Raw genomic sequence first — 17,098 nt, forward strand, 5'->3', positions numbered from 1 at the left:
GTGGCTCACTCCGGCTCCTGCAATCCGCGCTCGGCGCGCAGGATCATCTCGTCGATCTCGGTCTCATCCATGGCGGGCTCACCGGCGATGCGGTGGCTGCCGTCCGCCCAGGCGCCGAGGTCCAGCAGGCGGCAGCGCTCGCTGCAGAAGGGGCGGTAGGCGTTCTTCTCGCTCCACACGACCTTCTTGCGGCACTGGGGGCAGGCGACTTCCAGGGGACCTTGGGTGTGGCTCATGACTCTCCTCGTGGGTTCGCGGCCGACAAGGCGGCCAGCTCTCGATAGCGTCGATCCAGCTCGGCGACCCGACGGCGCATCGCCTCTTGGCTGCCGCTATTGTCCAGCACATCGTCGGCCCTGGCCAGCCGCTCGGCCCTTGGCATCTGGGCGGTGACGATGGCTCGGGCCTGGGCCTCGTCGACGTCGTCCCGGGCGGCGGTGCGTTCGATCTGCAGCGTCTCGGGCACGTCGATCACCAGGCAGCGGTCGGCCATCTCGCTCTGGCCGGACTCGAAGAGCAGCGGCGAGACCAGCAGCACATAGGGAGCCCCCGAGGCCTGAAGCCGCGCCAGGTGCTCGGTGAGGCGGGCGCGGATGCGCGGGTGGGTGACGGACTCCAGCCAGCGCCGCTCTGCCGGGTCGGCGAAGACGATCTTGCGCAGCGCCCGACGGTTGAGGGTGCCGTCTTCGTTGAGGACCCCGGGCCCTGCGTCACGGGCGTAGCGGGCGGCGATCTCGGCAAGCGCCGGCTCGCCGGGTTCGACCACCTCCCGGGCCACGTCGTCGGCGTCTACCCAGGGCGCGCCCAGGGCCTCGAAGGCCCGGGCCACGGTGGATTTCCCCGAAGCGATGCCGCCTGTCATGCCGATGATCACGGATTACCTCGCTTGAGCGCTGTGGTTTGCCAATGGAGTGGGCTGGTATGCATTTGCTACTGTTTTATCCATTCGCCGTTTTCCAGGATGTAGGTGCCGGCGCCGCCCTCACCATAAGCGCTTTCAAAGCTGCTCATTTCGTTAAAGACATTGCCCTCTAGAGCAACGCCGCTCCCAATGGTGACCTGGTTGAGGTTGGGGTTATTACTGAAAGCGCCCCAGTCTAGCCTTTTAAGGGAATCGGGCAGGCTGACCTGCTGTATATTGTTGTTCTGGAAGGCGCGAGCATGAATTTGCGTTACCTGGCTGTCGCTTGCAAAAACCACTTCCTCTAACCCGGCGTTGGCGAAGGTGTCTTGACCAATTTCAGTCAAGTCATCTTCTCCAAAGGTGGCGGGGATAGTCACCTTGCCGGGTCCCGAATAGCTGCCATTCAGTCCGCCGTGCCCTCCATAAGTGAGGCCATCGGCCCCTGACACGGTGTGATACTGCCCGAGCGCCAGGCAGCCCGGCAGTGATGTTGCGAAATCATGCTGGCAGATCCAGCCGCCCAGATCGTCGCGTTCCAGCGTCAACTGGCCGAGAGGACGCTTAGCGGTGATGGTGATGGGGGTGGCTTCAAGGTCTACCTCGAGACTGTCACCGTCCGCGCCGGCCGGTGCAAAGGGGGCGATGCCCAGAACATGAGCCTCCACCGGGGTACGCAGGGCCGTGGCGTCGGCCAGTGCGGCGGTCGCCTGGGTCCGGATCTGGTAGCGCTGATAGGCCGGCACCGCAATAGCGGAAATAATGCCGATAATCGCCACCACGATCAGCAGTTCGATCAGCGTAAAGCCGCCCGCCCCCTTGCCGCCGCGGGGCGCCCTGTTGCGGCCGGGCAGCGCCATCCTGGCTTGCATCGTGCCGTCCTCTCTCGGTAACTGTTTCTTTATTGTTAGCTATTGTAAAGATTTAGGCAACTAAAGTTGCCCGAGCTTGGATTCGCCACCCGTGCGTTGACGCGGCGCGAGGTGGCTAGAGCAGGAAAAACTGCCCGTAGGCGGCCATCAGCGGTTCGCCGCCTAGCAGCGCGACCCAGCCGGCAAGGGCCAGCCAGGGGCCGAAGGGCAGGGGGGCGCCGCGCAGCCGCGGCACGGCCAGCTGGATCAGAAGGCCGACGATGGCGCCGATCCCCGCCGAGAGAATCAGCACCAGGGGGAGGGCCTGCCAGCCCAGCCAGGCACCCAGCGCCGCCATCAGCTTGAAGTCGCCGTAGCCCATGCCCTCCTTGCCGGTGATCAGCTTGAAGGCCCAGTAGAAGCTCCATAGCACCAGGTAGCCCGCCATGGCGCCCATCACGGCACTGGGCAGCAGCAGAGGCTGGAACAGCAGCTGGTAGAGAAGCCCCGCCCAGAGCAGCGGCAGGGTGACGATATCCGGCAGCAGCTGGGTGCGCAGGTCGATCACCGCCAGGGCCAGCAGCGCAAGGCAGGCGCCCAGCACGAAGAGACCCTGCCAGCTCGGCCCGAAGAGCGCCACCACGGCAAGGGTCAGCGCCGCGCCGGCCAGCTCTACCAAGGGGTACTGGGGGCTGATGCGGGCGTTGCAGCTGGCGCAGCGTCCGCGGCGCTTGAGCCAGCCCACAACCGGGAGGTTATCGTGCCAGGCGATGGGGGTCTCGCAGCTCGGGCACAGGGAGCGGGGCGTGGCCAGGTTGAATGTCGGTTGCGACTCACCCGGAAGCTCCAGCGCCTCCCGGGCCTCGGCCCGCCAGCCGAGCATCAGCATTACCGGCAGGCGCACGATCACCACGTTGAGAAAGCTGCCCAGGCAGAGGCCCAGGCAGGCGGCCAGCGGCCAGAGCAGGGGAGGGGCTAGGTCAAGCAAGAGGGAGTCCTTGTAGGTAAAAAAACTGTAACTGTTTAGCTCACGCCGCCTGATCCGTGGCTGTAGGCTGCATGAAGGATGGCACATCACCCGCAAACAGTTGCTCCAGTGCGGTATGCGCCGCCACCCCTTGCTTGACGGCGGTCGAGAGGAAGCTGCGCATCCGGCAGAAGATCTCCGCCCCCTCCCAGGAGCGGAAGCAGCCCGAGATTTTCTGCTGGACCTTGGTCATTCGCAGATCGCGTTCCCCCTGGTTGTTGGTGAAGGGAGCGGCAGGGTCGTCGAGGAAGCGCAACACGTCGTCCTCGTACGCCTGGAGGCGTTCCAGGAGGTTGCGCGACTTGGTGCGCTTGGCCCGGCCTCGCGTTCCAGGTGGCGGTTTCACCGGCGGGGGGCACTCGGCGTCCCCTTTCGCCAGGCAATCTCGATAGCGCTGCCGCCAGGCTCGGGTCTCATCGGCCGAGAGGCAGCCGTCGGCCACCTCCACGGCGCGATGCATCTCCAACAACAGGTCATGCAAGGCCTTGGCCCATGCCTGGCCATCGTTCTCCCAGGCCGCTGTCAGCTCCCGAAGGTGGTGCGCATTACAGAGCGCGTGCCGGCAATCCGGATAGCGGTAGTAGGGCTTCCAGTGATCATGCACCAGCACGCCACGCACGAAGGGCAATACGCCGATGGCGTCCATCGCTTCCTGGCCGCGCTTGGGGTGCGGGGCCAACCAGGTCAGGGCCTCGTTGGAGGCGCTGTGTAGCCAGTAGCGTTTGCCACCGACCTGCATTCCGGTTTCATCGGCATGGACGGTGGCTGCTTCACGTAGCGCCGGGATCACCCACTCGGCGAACGCCTCGGCCCGCTGGTAGGCCTCCTGGTTGAAGGCGAACAGGGTGCCGGTGCTCAGCGACAGGCCGCACTGCGAGGTGAGCAACTCGCGGATACGCGCATAGGGCAACAGCTGATACTGGGAGAGATAGACGACATGCGCCTTGAGGCGAGGGCCATACTGGATGGGGCGAGTCACGCCCTCGGGGAATGGCGCCACGTAGCGTTGCCCCTGATCATCTTCGAGGACCTCAGCCTGATATTCGGTGACCACGGCCTGGATTACGATGTCCTGCACTTGGCGCGTTTCGACGCCGACCGGGCGGTAAGAACGCCCCTTGGGGAGTTGCCGACGATCGACACGGAGCTTGACCACCTCGTCGGGGTCCGTCACCGGCGCCAACGTCTTACCCTCATGCCCTGGCTGTCCGCCGGGGCGCCGCTCGCCTTTGGCGCGCGAGCGGCGCTGGCGATTGGGATCCTGGGACGGTGGCTTGCTGCTGTTGCGGCTACTGGTGGCCAGGCGATCGGCCATGAGCTTGACCAGCAACATCAGCACATCGATGGCCGCACGCAGCGACGGAGAGACCGTCTGGTCTTCCTTGAGCTGCTGTCGGACCCGCTCCAGAGCCTCGTCGACGTTGATATCGCTGATGGTCATGTCACCGCATAGATATGCCGAAGGATTAGGCACACTATGCCAGAAAAATCAGGTGGTTGGCGACAGGCTATCCGCAACCACCTGAATAGTTACAAAAAACTATCGCTATCGTCGAACCGGCAGAATCTGCGCTCCTACCTCATGGTACCTGTGCCTTGGCTGCAGGAGCCCGATTTATCGGCGACTGTCCTTAAAGCACCGTGCCCAGCTCGAAGATGGGCAGATACATGGAAAGCACCAGGCCGCCTACCAGAACACCCAGCACCACGATGATGAAGGGTTCGATCAGCGAGGTGAGGCCGTCCACCAGGTTGTCCACCTCCTCCTCATAGTAGGTGGCCACCCGCTCGAGCATGGCGTCCAGGGAGCCGGCTTCCTCGCCGATGCCCACCATCTGTATCATCATGGCAGGGAAGCGGTCGGTCATACGCATGGCGAACTGCAGTTGCTGGCCCTCGGCCACGCTGCTGCGCACCTCGCGCAGGGCACGTTCGTAGACCCGGTTGCCGGTGCTGCTGGCGGAGGTGTCCAGGGCCTCGATCAGCGGCACCCCGGCGGCGAAGGTGATGGAAAGGGTGCGGGCGTAGCGGGCCAGCACCGCCTTGAGCACGATATTGCCGATTACCGGGATACGTAGCAGCAGCGCGTGCATGCGATAGGCAAAGGCGCTGGAGTAGCGGGTTGCCAGACGCATCAGTAGCACCGTACCCACCAGGGTCAGGATGGCGTGCCACCAGTGGGCCTGGGCCAGCTCGGAGAGTCGGATAGTGAGCTGAGTCAGTGCTGGTAGCTCGGCGCCGAAACCGGCGAACATGCTCTCGAACTGAGGCACTACCTTGATCAGCAGCAGGGCGGTGACGCCGATGCCAATCAGAATCACGGCCGTAGGGTACCAGAGCGCCTTCTTGACTCGGCCGACGACCGAGTCGGTTTTCTCCTTGTAGAAGGCGATGCGCTCCAGCATGCGGTCCAGGGTGCCGGACTGCTCGCCGGCCGCTACCAGGCTCACAAACAGCGAGTCGAACTGGCGGGGGTGCTTGGCCAGTGCCTCGGCGAAGGTGGAGCCTGCGGCCACGTCGTTGAGCAGCCGCTGCACCAGGGCACTCATGGCCGGTTTGCTGATACTTTCGGCGACCACCTGAAAGGCCTCCAGGACGGGCAGACCGGCGCGGATCATGGTGGCCATCTGGCGGGCAAACAGGGTGATATCGCGGCTATTGATGCCGCCCAGGCCGCGTCCTATTTGCGACTTGCGCCGAATGCTGGTGGGCAGGACCCGCTGACCGGCGAGCAGCTTTTCGACCTCTGTACGGCTGCCGGCCACTAGCTGCCCCTGGACCCGTTGCCCCCGACTGTTCTTGCCGCTCCACCGCCAGCGGTAGAGCTTGATATCGCGATCATTGAAACGTGTAGGAGCGGCCATGGCATTTACACCTTGATGATGCGGTTGATCTCGGCGAGGCTGGTGACTCCCTCCAGCACGCGCTGCAGGCCGCTGCGGCGCAGGCTGGGATAGCCCTCCTCGCGGGCCTGGCGGTCGAAGTCCGAGGCGTTACCCTCGCGCATGATCAGCCGTCGCATGTTGTCGCTGATCGGCACCACCTCATAGATACCGACCCGCCCCTTGAAGCCCTTGACGCATCGGTGGCACCCATGTGGCTCATAGAAGGTGGCGCCTGCAATCTCTTCCTCCTTGAACCCCTGCTCGAGCAGCGCCTCGCGAGGAATCTCCACCGCCTGTCGGCAGTGGGGGCAGAGACGGCGGGCCAGGCGCTGGGCGATGATAAGATTCAGGGAGCTGGCCACGTTGAAGGGTGCCAGGCCCATGTTGGCCAGCCGGGTCAGAGTCTCGGCTGCAGAGTTGGTGTGCAGGGTGGAGAGCACCAGGTGGCCGGTCTGGGAGGCCTTGACGGCGATCTCCGCGGTCTCCAGGTCGCGCACCTCCCCTACCATCACCACGTCCGGGTCCTGGCGCAGGAAGGCGCGCAGGGCGCTGGCGAAGTCGAGCCCTACCTTGGGCAGCACGTTGACCTGGTTGACCCCCGCCACCTTGATCTCCACCGGGTCCTCGGCGGTGCAGATATTGCGCTCCTCCTTGTTGAGCATGTTGATGCCGGTATAGAGGGTTACCGACTTGCCGCTGCCGGTGGGGCCGGTGACCAGGATCATGCCCTGGGGCTGGAGAAGTGCCGTTTCATAGAGCTTGCGCTGCGGAGGGGTAAAGCCCAGTTTCTCGATGCCGATAGTGGCGGTGGTAGGATCGAGAATTCGCAGCACGATCTTTTCGCCATAGACGGTGGGCAGGGAGTTGACCCTGAAGTCGATGGAGCGGTTGGTGGCAAGGCGCAGTTTGATGGCGCCGTCCTGGGGCAGGCGCCGTTCGGCGATATCCAGCCGCGCCATGACCTTGAGTCGCGACAGGATGCGAGTGCGCATACCAAACGGTGGTCGAGCGGTTTCATGCAGGATACCGTCGATGCGCAGCCGTACCCGAAAGCTGCTCTCGTAGGGCTCGAAGTGGATGTCCGAGGCGCCGCGCTTGATGGCATCCATCAATACCTTGTTGACGAAGCGGATGATCGGGCCGTCATCGGCGCTGCTGCGTGAAGCGCCCGCCAGGTCGACGTCGGGGGCATCGCTCTGCTCCAGGCTCAGCTGATGCAAGGCATCGTCGGCGTCAGCCAGCTCCTCCATCAGGGCGCTGTTGCTCTGCATTAGATACTTATCGAGCAGGGTCTGCAGCTGCTCCAGGGGGGCCAGCACGCCCTCCGGGGTGAGGCCGGTGGCGAACTGCAGCTCGTCGAGCCCCACCAGAGTGGCCGGATAGGGAATCGCCAGCAGCAGCCGGTTGCCCATCACTTTCAGCGGCAGCACCTTATGCTTGCGAAGCAGCTCCTCGGAGAACTGCTCGGCCGGGGGCAGCGACTCCGGGGTGAGAGCGTCGAGGTCGATGGCGGGGATGCCATACTCCCAGGCGGCGGTGACACAGGCCTGCTGAGAAGGCACCAGCGCCTTCTCCACCACGTACTGCAGCAGCGACATATGTGACTGATGGGCAGCCTGCTCGGCCTGCCTGCTCTCCTCGGCGGAGAGCAGGCCGTCGACCACCAGCCTGTGGGCCAGCCCCTTCAGGCCGGTGCCCGACCCCCGAGGGGCAATAGGGGCGTTGTCCTGCGATGTGCTGGGCGGGTCGCTCATGGGGCTGGGCAATCTCCCGATCTTGGGCAAGGATGTATCAGCATTCTAAGCTGCACAGGAGGCGACTGCACAGTAGAAGGCATTAGTAACATTATGTTTCTGTGCGCGGCTTCGGGTGTTACCAAACAGCGCGTAAAGCATCGCCCAATCGGGCGGTGATACAAGCGCGCACCGCGAAGCGGTGCTCAATGGATACTGCCTCGAAACCCTGATACCTTTCCAGTATGACAAAGCGTGCCTACAAAGAACGGTTCTACCCCACCCCCGAGCAGGCGGTGCTGCTGGCGCAGTCGTTCGGATGTACCCGTTTTGTCTGGAACAATACGCTGGCCTATCGCACCGAGGCCTATCAGCAGCGCGGCGAGTCGGTGTCGCACGCCGCCGCAGAAAAGCGCCTGGTCGCGCTCAAGGCCGACTATCCCTGGTTGAAGGATGTCTCCAGCGTGATCCTGCAGCAGACGCTGCGCGATCAAAAGGCGGCCTTCGACAATTTCTTCAACCCCAAACTCAAGGCGCGCTATCCGCGCTTCAAGCGCAAGGACGGCCGGCAGTCGATCCGGCTGACCAAGGCGGCATTTCGCTACCGCGATGGCGAGATCACCATCGCCAAGACCACGGCGCCGCTGCCGATCCGCTGGAGCCGTCCGCTGCCCAGCGAACCCTCCAGCATCACGATCTCGCGGGATCGTGCCGGCCGCTATTTCATCAGCTGCCTGTGCGAGTTCGAGCCGGAGACGCTGCCGGTCACGCCGAAGAGGGTAGGCATCGATCTCGGCCTGACCGACCTGTTCATCACCAGCGAGGGCATGAAGTCGGGCAACCCGCGCCATCTCAAGCGCTATGAAGCGAAGCTGGCCTATCTGCAGCGTCGGCTGTCGAAAAAGCAGAAAGGCTCGCGCAACCGCCACAAGCTGCGCCAGAAAGTGGCGCGGCTACATGCCAGGATCGCGGACTGCCGCCGCGACGCCCTCCACAAGGCGACCCGCACGCTGATTAACGAAAACCAAGTGCTGTGTGTCGAGTCGCTCAATATCGTGGGCATGCTCAAGAACCGTTCCTTGGCCAAGGCCATCAGCGATGCCGGCTGGGGTGAGTTTGTGCGCCAACTCGAATACAAGGCCGCCTGGGCGGGCCGGCAGCTGGTGAAAGTCAGCCAGTGGCTGCCGAGCAGCAAGCGGTGCCACGGCTGTGGGCACCAGGTCGAGAAGCTCCCTCTCTCCCGGCGCCACTGGCACTGTGAGCGCTGCGGCCAGGCGATCGACCGTGATATCAACGCAGCCAGAAATATCCGAACCGCCGGGCTGGCGGGGTTAGCCTGTGGAGCGACTGGAGCGGGGGCCGTGGCCTAGCCACGGCCTAGTGAAGGCGTGTCGAAGCAGGAAGGTTCTGGGGGTGACCTTAGAACCCTCCCCCAACGCGTGAAGCGCGGCGGGCGGGGAGTGTCAGATTAACGGCGAATAACCACCGGACGGAGAGCTGGCATGGTGACCTGCAATGGCGTACGGCACCGCGAGGGCGGTTTTACGCTGATCGAGCTGCTGATCGTGATTGCCATCATCGGCATTATCGCCGCGGTGGCACTGCCAGCGTATCAGCGCTACCAGGTGCGCACCCAGGCCAACGCGGCGCTTGCCGAGGCCACGGCCCTGCGCACCCCGGTGGAGGCGCACGCCCTTGGCATCGGTTCGCCGGCGGTGCCGACGGGAGACAGCGTCGAAGTCGAGATTCTGGGTGAGGGCGAGGCCGAGATCCTGGCCACTCGCCCTCTGGGTAGCGTGAGGCTCAGCCGCAACAGCGCGGGCCGCTGGTCCTGCGAGCACACCTTCGAGATCGAGCTGATTGGCTGCACGACCCGTGACACCGACACCGACACCGACACCGACACCGACACCGGCGGCGGCGGCGGCGGCGGCCCCAATAGCCTTACGTGGTGTCAAACTGCACCTCCCGGCGGCGGTGCGCGCAACCAGTGTCTCAACAACTTTCCTGAGGCAGACTTCGATTGGAACCGGTAAGACAACGGCGCCCCGTGCGAGGCGGGGTCGCCTAGCCAGTGCCTCCGATCCGAGGCTTGACTTGGATCAAGCGTTTCGCCCGATAGTAAAAAAATGATACCGAGCCCCTTGTGGTTTACAGAATAGAAACGTATAGTGACACAAAGCTTGGGGATAAAGCCCATCATGACGGTGGAAATCGACTAGCATGATGGCCGAAGGACAAGGAAGGTCGGGCGCGGCGGCAGCAATGCGGCAGCAACCGTTTTAGTAACGCGCTAAGGGAAAGAGTCCCGCATGGCGCACCGAAAATGAGGTGACTCAATGAAAAACGCAGGCGCACAGCGCGGCTTTACCCTGATCGAACTGCTGATCGTCGTGGCGATCATCGGCGTTCTGGCGGCGATTGCCATTCCGCAGTATCAGAACTATATCGAGCGCTCCAATGCTGCGGCGGCACAGGCGGAAGCCGCTGCGTTCCGTACGCCGGTAGAAGCGGCCATCTTTGATGAGCAAAATTTTGATGGCACTGAAGACGGCCCGATTGAAGATGTAATTAGCCAGGCAAGTGCGTCCGGTGTTACGGTTACTGCCGCTGCAGGTGGTGCAGCAACTATCACCGCGACTCGTCAGGTGGCTGGTGACCCCCGGTTGGTCGTCTTTACTCGTGATGCAAGCACTGGCCAGTGGACATGTGAACATAGCTTTGGCGGGGTTTCACTCCAGAACTGCACGCTCAATGAAGGTTTAGGCGATTAAGCCCAACCCTGCGTGCTGCTACTATTCCGGCCGGGCAATTGCCCGGCCGGTTTGTTTTTTGGGAGCTCACCGGGCGATCGGTGAGCTCCCTTTGATCTCTGATCCCTCTTTACAGCCAGCGCTACCTCTCCGCTACCCTATCCCTCCAGCGGCACATGCACCGCCAGCATCTGGCTGGCTTCCTCTGCCTGTTCGCCTTCGCCCTGCAGCGGGCTCAGTTTGACCACGACGCCGAAGGGCTGGCCGTTGCGGCGGTTGATCTCCAGCCGTTCGCTGGCGGGGCGGCGGTGGGCGAGGGCTTCCCGCAGCCGCTGTACCGGGAGGGCTTCCGGTTCGGCGAGGGTGGGCAGGGGCTTGCCGAGCAGGGCGTCTCCGGCCGTTTCCAGCAGCTCGCCGAGGGCGGGGTTGGCCCGCACCACGGGGTAGCCCTCGCCGTTCAGGTCCAGCACCGCGGCGCCCAGGGGCAGGGCGCCGAACAGCCGTGCCTCGCTCGTGCTGCTGCGGCTCTGCTTATGGGTCTCTGGCGTCAGCAGTACATAGACCCCCAGCATGCCGTGGTCGCTGGCGATGGGCAGCATGTCCATCTCCACCCGGGCTAGCTGGCCGGTGAGGGTGATGACTCTGGCTTCGCAGTGGGCCGGCCTGCCGGCAAGGGCGATCTGGAAGTGCTCCTCCACCGCCCCACGCTGACGGGGATCCACGAAGCGTGAGAAGTGCATGCCCATGCCCTCCTGCTCGTGCAGCCCGGCGAAGCGGGCGGCGGCCAGGTTGGCGTGGCGAAAACGCCCTTCGGGGTCGAGCTCGAAGATAGGTGAGGGGTGGTAGCCGAACAGCGCTCGGGCGCGGCTCTGCAGGGTAAGTAGCCGCAGGTCATCGGTGTTGGGAAGGGAAGGTGGCATACGCTAGTCCTTGTCTTGCCAACCCCAGGCCTCTTTCGCCCAGCGCTGGCGGTCTTCCTGTGCCTTGCGCACCGCTTCCTCCACGTCCTTGCCGGGAGGCTCAAGGTCACTTTCCAGCTGGAAGGGGGCGCCTTCCTTCACTCTAGCACCATCGGCGGCCTTGCGGCGCAGCTCGCTGACGTCTTCGCTGCTTATCCAGCGATGCCCGTCGTCGCTGGTGTTGGGGTGGGCGACCAGGCGGCCCTGCCAGGCCCAGCAGCGCTGAGGTACTTTGGCGATGACCCACTCCTGATCCTGCCAGCGAGCGCGGGAGACGTCGAGCATCTCCAGTTCCGCCTCCGGAATCAGCTCCGCGAATAGCTGGCTATGCAGCACGATGCCGGTATCGCCCATCTGGATGCCGCCCTCGAAGCGGCCCTGTTGCAGCTGCTCCAGCAGCTGAGGACGCTTGAGGGGGCTGACCGGCGTGCCCAGTGCACAGAGATGGAGCATGCCGGGGTCAACCTGCTTGATGACCCAGCAGCGTACGAGCTTCTTCTTGCCCGAGAACAGTGCCGTCCTGGCAAACAGCTTCTTCCACATGGAAGTGCCTCGCGTGACTGGCGCGGAGCCAGCGATAGTAAGGGTGATGATGCATGAGTCGCCCGCCCTGGTGCGAGCGAGCGTCACTCTTACTATAGACCTTCCTGAAAGGCAACGTTCAGGCGGGTGCCCGTAGCTATCGGCCGCGGCTTCTGGCGGCGCAGCCGCCCTGCGGCGCTGCCTGCTGCCACGATGGCTATTATAGTGAAATGACCCCATCATTGGCAGGGAGGCCGTGTACCATGTCCACCTATCCCGTGATCCTGCACCACGGCGGCGCCAGCGGCGTCACCGGCAGCTGCCACCGCCTGCAGATCAGCGAGGAGCGCGCCCTGCTCATCGACTGTGGGCTCTTCCAGGGCCAGGACGCCGACCGCGTCGATGCCTTCGAGCAGCTCCGGGTGCGCTTCCCGGTGGAGGACGTGCTGGCTCTGGTGGTCACCCACGTGCATATCGACCATATCGGCCGGTTGCCCTACCTGCTGGCGGCGGGGTGGCGGGGGCCGATTTTCTGCTCGGTGCCCTCGGCCCGGCTGCTGCCCCTGGTGGTGGAGGATGCCCTCAGGGTCGGCTTCACCCGGGATCGGGCGCTGATCGAGCGCTTTCTCGCCGAGGTGGAGGGGCGACTTGTTCCGCTGCGTTACCGCACCTGGCACACCCTGGTGGACGATGCCCGCCACCGGGTGCGCCTGCGCCTGAAGCGCGCTGGGCATATCCTCGGCTCGGCCTATGTGGAGGTGGATCTGCTCGAGCGCGAGAGCGACCGGGCCGAGCGGGTGCTCTTCTCCGGCGACCTGGGCGCCCCCTATTCGCCGCTGCTGCCGGCGCCCAGGCCCCCTTGGCGCTGCGACACCTTGGTGCTGGAGAGCACCTACGGCGACCGCGAGCACGAGGATCGCCGCCGTCGCCGCGACCGGCTCAAGGCGGCCATCGACCGGGCCTTGGCCAACGGCGGCAGCGTGGTGATTCCCGCCTTCAGCATCGGCCGTACCCAGGAGCTGCTCTACGAGCTGGAGACTCTGATCCACCAGGCGAAAAGCGCGCGCTGGCGGGCGCTGGAGATCATCGTCGACTCGCCCCTGGCGGCGCGCTTTACCGAGGTCTACCGCGAGCTCAAGCCCTGGTGGGACGCCGAGGCCCACCGGCGGCTGCGGGCGGGGCGCCATCCGCTTAGCTTCGAGAATCTTTATACCGTTAGCTCCCATGAGGAACACGAGCGCACCCTCACCTATCTCGCCGAGAGCGGACGCCCGGCGGTGGTGATCGCCGCCAGCGGCATGGTGAGCGGCGGCCGGGTGGTCAACTACCTCAAGCGCATGCTGGGGGATGAGCGCCACTGCGTGCTCTTCACCGGCTACCAGGGGGCGGGCACCCCGGGTCGCGATATCCAGCGCTACGGGCCCAGGGGCGGCTGGGTGGAGCTCGACGGCGAGCGCATCGAGATCCGCGCCCGGGTGGAGACGGTCTCCGGCTACTCGGCCCACGCCGACCGCCGCAACCTGCTCAACTTCGTGCGCCGCATGCGCGAGCCGCCGCGCCATATCCGCCTGGTCCACGGCGAACGCCAGGCCCAGGAGGCCCTGCGCGAGGCCCTGCTTGGCTGGGCCGCAGAGGCGGGTCACCCGCTGACGGTCAGCCTCGGGTCAGACCCGAATGGCACTTACTTAAGGAATAGAGGAAGCGTAACTCCTTGATATAAATGAAAACAGGCGAGGGATGAGGTATTGTGTAAGTCGCAAAACCACACACAAACCGCCAATCCAACGCCTGCTTTCATGACCTATCCTACTGATCTGCTTCACCAATGCCAACAGCGCCGCGTCTCACAGCGTATCCGCCGCCCGGACCTCACCGAGCTGCGTGCTCAGCTCCATGCGGCCGGTGCCTCGTCAGGGCTCGATGAGGCGCTGGCCACTGACCGGCACCGACTCTTCCCGCCGACGGCCACCCTGGAAACCTTTGTGTCGCAGGTGCTGGATGCTGATGGCTCCTGCCAGCAGGCCGTCAATCGCCTCATGCTGAACCGAGAGCGTCCCGGGAGTGTTCGCACCGGCGCTTACTGCCGCGCTCGCCAGCGCTTGCCGGGGACGGTGGTGGCTGACCTGGCGCGGTACTTGGGTCGTTCGCTGGCCAAGGACGTTCCCTCTCGGTGGACGTGGCAGGGCCGGCCCATCAAGCTGATTGACGGGACGACCGTGTCGATGCCGGATACGCCAGAGAACCAGCAGCAGTTCCCTCAACAAACCAGCCAGACACCTGGCCTCGGGTTCCCGGTCGCCCGGCTGGTAGCCATCATGGACCTGAGCAGTGGCGCGGTGCTCAACGCCGCCATGGGGCCAGTCAAAGGCAAGGGAACCGGCGAACATGCGTTGCTGCGGGGGATGCTCGACACCTTTGAGCCAGGCGACATTGTCATCGCCGACCGCTACTTCCCCGCCTATGCCCTCATCGCGGAACTGGCATCTCGCGGCGTCGATGTCGTGATGCGCCAGCATTTCGCCCGGAAGACCGACTTTCAGGCCGGCACGCCACTGGGGAAGAAGGATCATATAGCGACCTGGCAGAAGCCCAAGGCGCGCCACGCGTGGATGAGCCAGGAGGCTTTTAATGCCTTGCCTGAAAGCCTGCCAGTGCGGGAGCTGGCGGTAGGCGGTACGATCCTCATCACGACGCTATGCTCGGCGAAGCACGCCCCCCGACAGCAACTGCAAGCCCTCTACAAGGGTCGCTGGCAGATCGAGCTGAGTTTCCGCGACATCAAGACGACGCTGGGGATGGAGGTGTTGCGCTGCAAGACGCCCGCCATGGTGGAGAAGGAAGTCTGGGTGTATCTGCTGGCGTACAACCTGGTCCGTCGGGTGATGGCCGTCTCCAGCAAGTGGGCGGACTGCTTGCCACACCAGGTCAGTTTCAAGCACAGTGTGCAGCTTTTTAGGCAGATAGCGCCATGTTCGCCTCTAACAGAGGCAGAGTACCAGCGTGTGATGCAGCAGATGACGACGATTCGGGTGGGTCAACGACCGGATCGGTTGGAGCCAAGAGCCATCAAGCGGCGACCTCGACCCCACCGGTTATTGCAAATGCCCCGCCACGAAGCACGTGAACAGATTCGCCAACACGGTCATCCGAAAAAGCTTAAGTAAGTACCATTCGGGTCAGACCCTTAATTTCCCTTAAGGGTCTGACCCGGAGGGGGAGGAGGTGGCGGCCGGTAGCCGCTCGGGCAGGGCGGCGAGGCCCGCCAGGGGCAGGGGGCGGGAGAAGAGGTAGCCCTGCAGCAGGTCGGCGCCGCGGCGGGCCAGCTCCTGCTGCTGCTCGACGGTCTCGATGCCTTCGGCCACCACCACCAGGCCCATATGGTGGGCCATGGTGATGATCCCCTGGACGATGGCGGCGCTGCGCGGGTTGTGCAGGGTGTCGCAGATAAAGCTGCGGTCGAGCTTGACCTTGTCGATGGGCAGGTCGCGCAGGTAGCTGAGGCTGGAGAAGCCGGTGCCGAAGTCGTCCAGGGCGACCCGAACCCCGTGGCCGCGCAGGGTGTCGATCAGCTCGATGGCGAGCTCGGCGCCGTCCAGCAGCACGCTCTCGGTCACCTCCAGCTCGAGCAGGGCCGGGGGCAGGCCGGTCTCGGTCAGGATGCCCAGCACCTCGTCGAGAAAGCCGTCGCGGCGGAACTGCAGCGAGGAGATATTGACCGCTACCGGCACCGTTCGCCCGCCCCGGGCGTGGAGCTTGGCCATCTCCCGGCACGCCTGGCGCAGCACCCAGCGCCCCAGGGGGATGATCTGGCCGGAGTGCTCCGCCAGAGGAATGAACGCCTCCGGGGAGACCAGGCCGCGCTGGGGGTGACGCCAGCGCACCAGGGCTTCGATCCCGCCTATCCTTCCGTTCAGCGCCTCCACCATCGGCTGGTAGAGCAGCTCGAACTGGCCGTCGCTCAGGGCGGTATGCAGGTCGTTGCGCAGCAGCACATCGCCGAGGGCCTGTTCGACCTGGCGGCCCCTGTACCACTGCCAGGTGTTGCGTCCCTGACGCTTGGCCTCCTCCAGGGCCAGGTCGGCGCGCTGGAGCACCTCGTGGGGGTGGTCGGTATCGTCGCCGCTGCAGGCGATGCCAATGCTGCTGCTGATATGCAGCGGCTGCCCCTCTACCTCCAGGGGCGCGGCGAGGCCCTCCAGCAGCCGCTCGGCCAGGGCGGTGGCGTCCGGGCAGCCGTCGATGCTGGGCAGCAGCACGGCGAACTCGTCGCTGACCAGCCGGGCCAGGATGTGGTCGGGGCCGATCAGCGCCTCGAGGCGCCGGGCCACGGCCACCAGCATGCGGTTGCCGATATGGGGGCCCAGACCGTCGTTGATGGACTTGAAGCCGTCCAGGTCCAGGTGCAGCACGGCCAGGCGCCGCCCCTGGGCCCTGCCGGCGGCAAAGGCCTCGGCCAGGCGATCGTCGAAGGTGCCTCGGTTGGCCAGGCCGGTGAGCAGGTCGTGGCTGGCCTGGTAGCGCAGCCGCTCCGCCTGCTGGCGCTGCTCGGTGATGTCCTGCTGGAAGCCGATGAAGTGGCTGCAGCGCCCGGCGGCGTCGAATACCGGGCTGATGCTGAGGCGGTTCCAGAAGGGGGTACCATCCTTGCGGTAGTTGAGCAGGGTGGCCTCGACCTCCCGCTGGTCGGTGACGGCGGCGCGGATTCGGGCGATCTGCTCCCGGTCGGTGTCGGGGCCCTGGAGGAAGCGGCAGTTGCGGCCGAGCACCTCCTCGAGGGGGTAGCCGCTCAGGGTGCAGAAGGCCCTGTTGGCGTAGACGATGGGGTAGTCGGGATTCGTCGCCTCGGCCATGGCCATGCCGATGGGGCTCGCCTCCATACCGCGCTCCAGCAGGTGGAGCCGGTGCTCCTGGCGGTCGCGGACCAGGGCCAGGGCGATCAGCGCTGCGGCCTGGAGCAGCAGCCGCTCGCTGGCGGGGGTCGGCTTGCGCGGTGTGCGGTAGTAGGTGCCGAAGGTGCCCAGCAGCTGGCCGTCGGCGGTCATCACCGGGTTCGACCAGCAGGCGCGAAAGCCCTCGGCCAGGGCGGCGTCCCGGAAGTCCTCCCAGCGCGGGTCCCGGGCGATATCCTCGCTCACCACCGGGCGGCGCTCAAAGGCGGCGCTGCCGAAGGAGGCCGCCCCCGGGCCCACCCTGACCTCCTGGAGCCGCTCGATGAAGGCGGGGGAGAAGCGCCGGCTGGGCAGCAGGCTCAGGGTGCAGCGCCTGGCGTCGTAGCGCATGAAGGCGACGGTGGCATCGGGGAGCAGGATGGCGAGCCAGTCGGCAATGGCGTCCAGCGTGGTCTCCAGCGGCGCATGCTGGGCAATCAGCTCGTGAACCCGCTGCTGGGCCGCCATCTGCGAGTGTTCGGTATTCATGCTGTCATCCTTGAGGGTGACGCCCGACCGCCATCTGCGCCGTGGCGGAC

15 protein-coding genes are annotated in these 17,098 nt (G+C 65.2%); 5 read left to right on the forward strand and 10 right to left on the reverse strand.

What is annotated here, in order from left to right:
* Nucleotides 1–5: 5 nt before the first annotated feature.
* The 7 genes from yacG to pilB form a co-directional block, all read right to left on the reverse strand.
* Entirely contained in the window at nt 6–236 is a 231-nt protein-coding gene (yacG, locus tag NHL60_RS08365) for a DNA gyrase inhibitor YacG (protein WP_253451375.1), read from the reverse strand.
* Nucleotides 233–874, reverse strand: a complete 642-nt coding sequence (coaE, locus tag NHL60_RS08370; protein WP_253451377.1) for a dephospho-CoA kinase — start codon at nt 872–874, stop codon at nt 233–235. The genes yacG and coaE overlap by 4 nt, the downstream gene beginning before the upstream one ends.
* A gap of 56 nt (nt 875–930) precedes the next feature.
* Nucleotides 931–1,773, reverse strand: coding sequence for a leucine-rich repeat protein (locus NHL60_RS08375; protein ID WP_301271100.1), 843 nt, complete (start codon nt 1,771–1,773; stop codon nt 931–933).
* 115 nt (nt 1,774–1,888) lie between these two features.
* Complete coding sequence (locus NHL60_RS08385; RefSeq protein ID WP_253451379.1) at nt 1,889–2,740, reverse strand: A24 family peptidase; 852 nt, start codon at nt 2,738–2,740, stop codon at nt 1,889–1,891.
* 40 nt (nt 2,741–2,780) lie between these two features.
* Nucleotides 2,781–4,220 carry an IS66 family transposase gene (locus tag NHL60_RS08390; protein WP_218314611.1) on the reverse strand — a complete coding sequence of 480 codons (1,440 nt, stop codon included), beginning with the start codon at nt 4,218–4,220 and terminating at the stop codon, nt 2,781–2,783.
* A 190-nt stretch (nt 4,221–4,410) separates the two neighbouring features.
* The gene (locus NHL60_RS08395) at nt 4,411–5,643 is read right to left on the reverse strand and encodes a type II secretion system F family protein (protein ID WP_253451381.1); all 1,233 of its coding nucleotides are present in this window, start codon (nt 5,641–5,643) and stop codon (nt 4,411–4,413) included.
* Between the two features lie 5 nt (nt 5,644–5,648).
* Nucleotides 5,649–7,418: a type IV-A pilus assembly ATPase PilB gene (gene pilB, locus NHL60_RS08400; protein ID WP_253451383.1), complete on the reverse strand. Its 1,770-nt coding sequence runs from the start codon at nt 7,416–7,418 to the stop codon at nt 5,649–5,651.
* A 224-nt stretch (nt 7,419–7,642) separates the two neighbouring features.
* Here pilB and NHL60_RS08405 point away from each other — a divergent pair, with 224 nt between their 5' ends.
* From NHL60_RS08405 to NHL60_RS08420, 3 genes are all read left to right on the forward strand, one after another.
* Entirely contained in the window at nt 7,643–8,767 is a 1,125-nt protein-coding gene (locus NHL60_RS08405; protein WP_253451385.1) for a transposase, read from the forward strand.
* 132 nt (nt 8,768–8,899) lie between these two features.
* Nucleotides 8,900–9,433: a prepilin-type N-terminal cleavage/methylation domain-containing protein gene (locus NHL60_RS19565; protein WP_301271101.1), complete on the forward strand. Its 534-nt coding sequence runs from the start codon at nt 8,900–8,902 to the stop codon at nt 9,431–9,433.
* A 303-nt stretch (nt 9,434–9,736) separates the two neighbouring features.
* Nucleotides 9,737–10,171 carry a pilin gene (locus tag NHL60_RS08420; RefSeq protein WP_301271102.1) on the forward strand — a complete coding sequence of 145 codons (435 nt, stop codon included), beginning with the start codon at nt 9,737–9,739 and terminating at the stop codon, nt 10,169–10,171.
* Nucleotides 10,172–10,308: 137 nt separating this feature from the next.
* Here NHL60_RS08420 and NHL60_RS08425 read toward each other — a convergent pair whose 3' ends face one another.
* A complete protein-coding gene (locus NHL60_RS08425; protein ID WP_253451387.1) occupies nt 10,309–11,070 on the reverse strand; it encodes a PAS domain-containing protein in 762 nt (253 codons plus the stop codon).
* Nucleotides 11,071–11,073: 3 nt separating this feature from the next.
* Nucleotides 11,074–11,652 carry a hypothetical protein gene (locus tag NHL60_RS08430; protein WP_253451389.1) on the reverse strand — a complete coding sequence of 193 codons (579 nt, stop codon included), beginning with the start codon at nt 11,650–11,652 and terminating at the stop codon, nt 11,074–11,076.
* 242 nt (nt 11,653–11,894) lie between these two features.
* Here NHL60_RS08430 and NHL60_RS08435 point away from each other — a divergent pair, with 242 nt between their 5' ends.
* Together NHL60_RS08435 and NHL60_RS08440 are read left to right on the forward strand one after the other, a co-directional pair.
* The gene (locus NHL60_RS08435) at nt 11,895–13,346 is read left to right on the forward strand and encodes an MBL fold metallo-hydrolase RNA specificity domain-containing protein (RefSeq protein ID WP_253451391.1); all 1,452 of its coding nucleotides are present in this window, start codon (nt 11,895–11,897) and stop codon (nt 13,344–13,346) included.
* 81 nt (nt 13,347–13,427) lie between these two features.
* Complete coding sequence (locus NHL60_RS08440; protein WP_253444424.1) at nt 13,428–14,795, forward strand: IS4 family transposase; 1,368 nt, start codon at nt 13,428–13,430, stop codon at nt 14,793–14,795.
* A gap of 30 nt (nt 14,796–14,825) precedes the next feature.
* Here NHL60_RS08440 and NHL60_RS08445 read toward each other — a convergent pair whose 3' ends face one another.
* The gene (locus tag NHL60_RS08445) at nt 14,826–17,048 is read right to left on the reverse strand and encodes a bifunctional diguanylate cyclase/phosphodiesterase (protein ID WP_253451392.1); all 2,223 of its coding nucleotides are present in this window, start codon (nt 17,046–17,048) and stop codon (nt 14,826–14,828) included.
* Nucleotides 17,049–17,098 lie beyond the last annotated feature (50 nt).

It is taken from the genome of Halomonas sp. Y3 (assembly GCF_024137965.1).
Classification (GTDB): domain Bacteria; phylum Pseudomonadota; class Gammaproteobacteria; order Pseudomonadales; family Halomonadaceae; genus Halomonas; species Halomonas mongoliensis.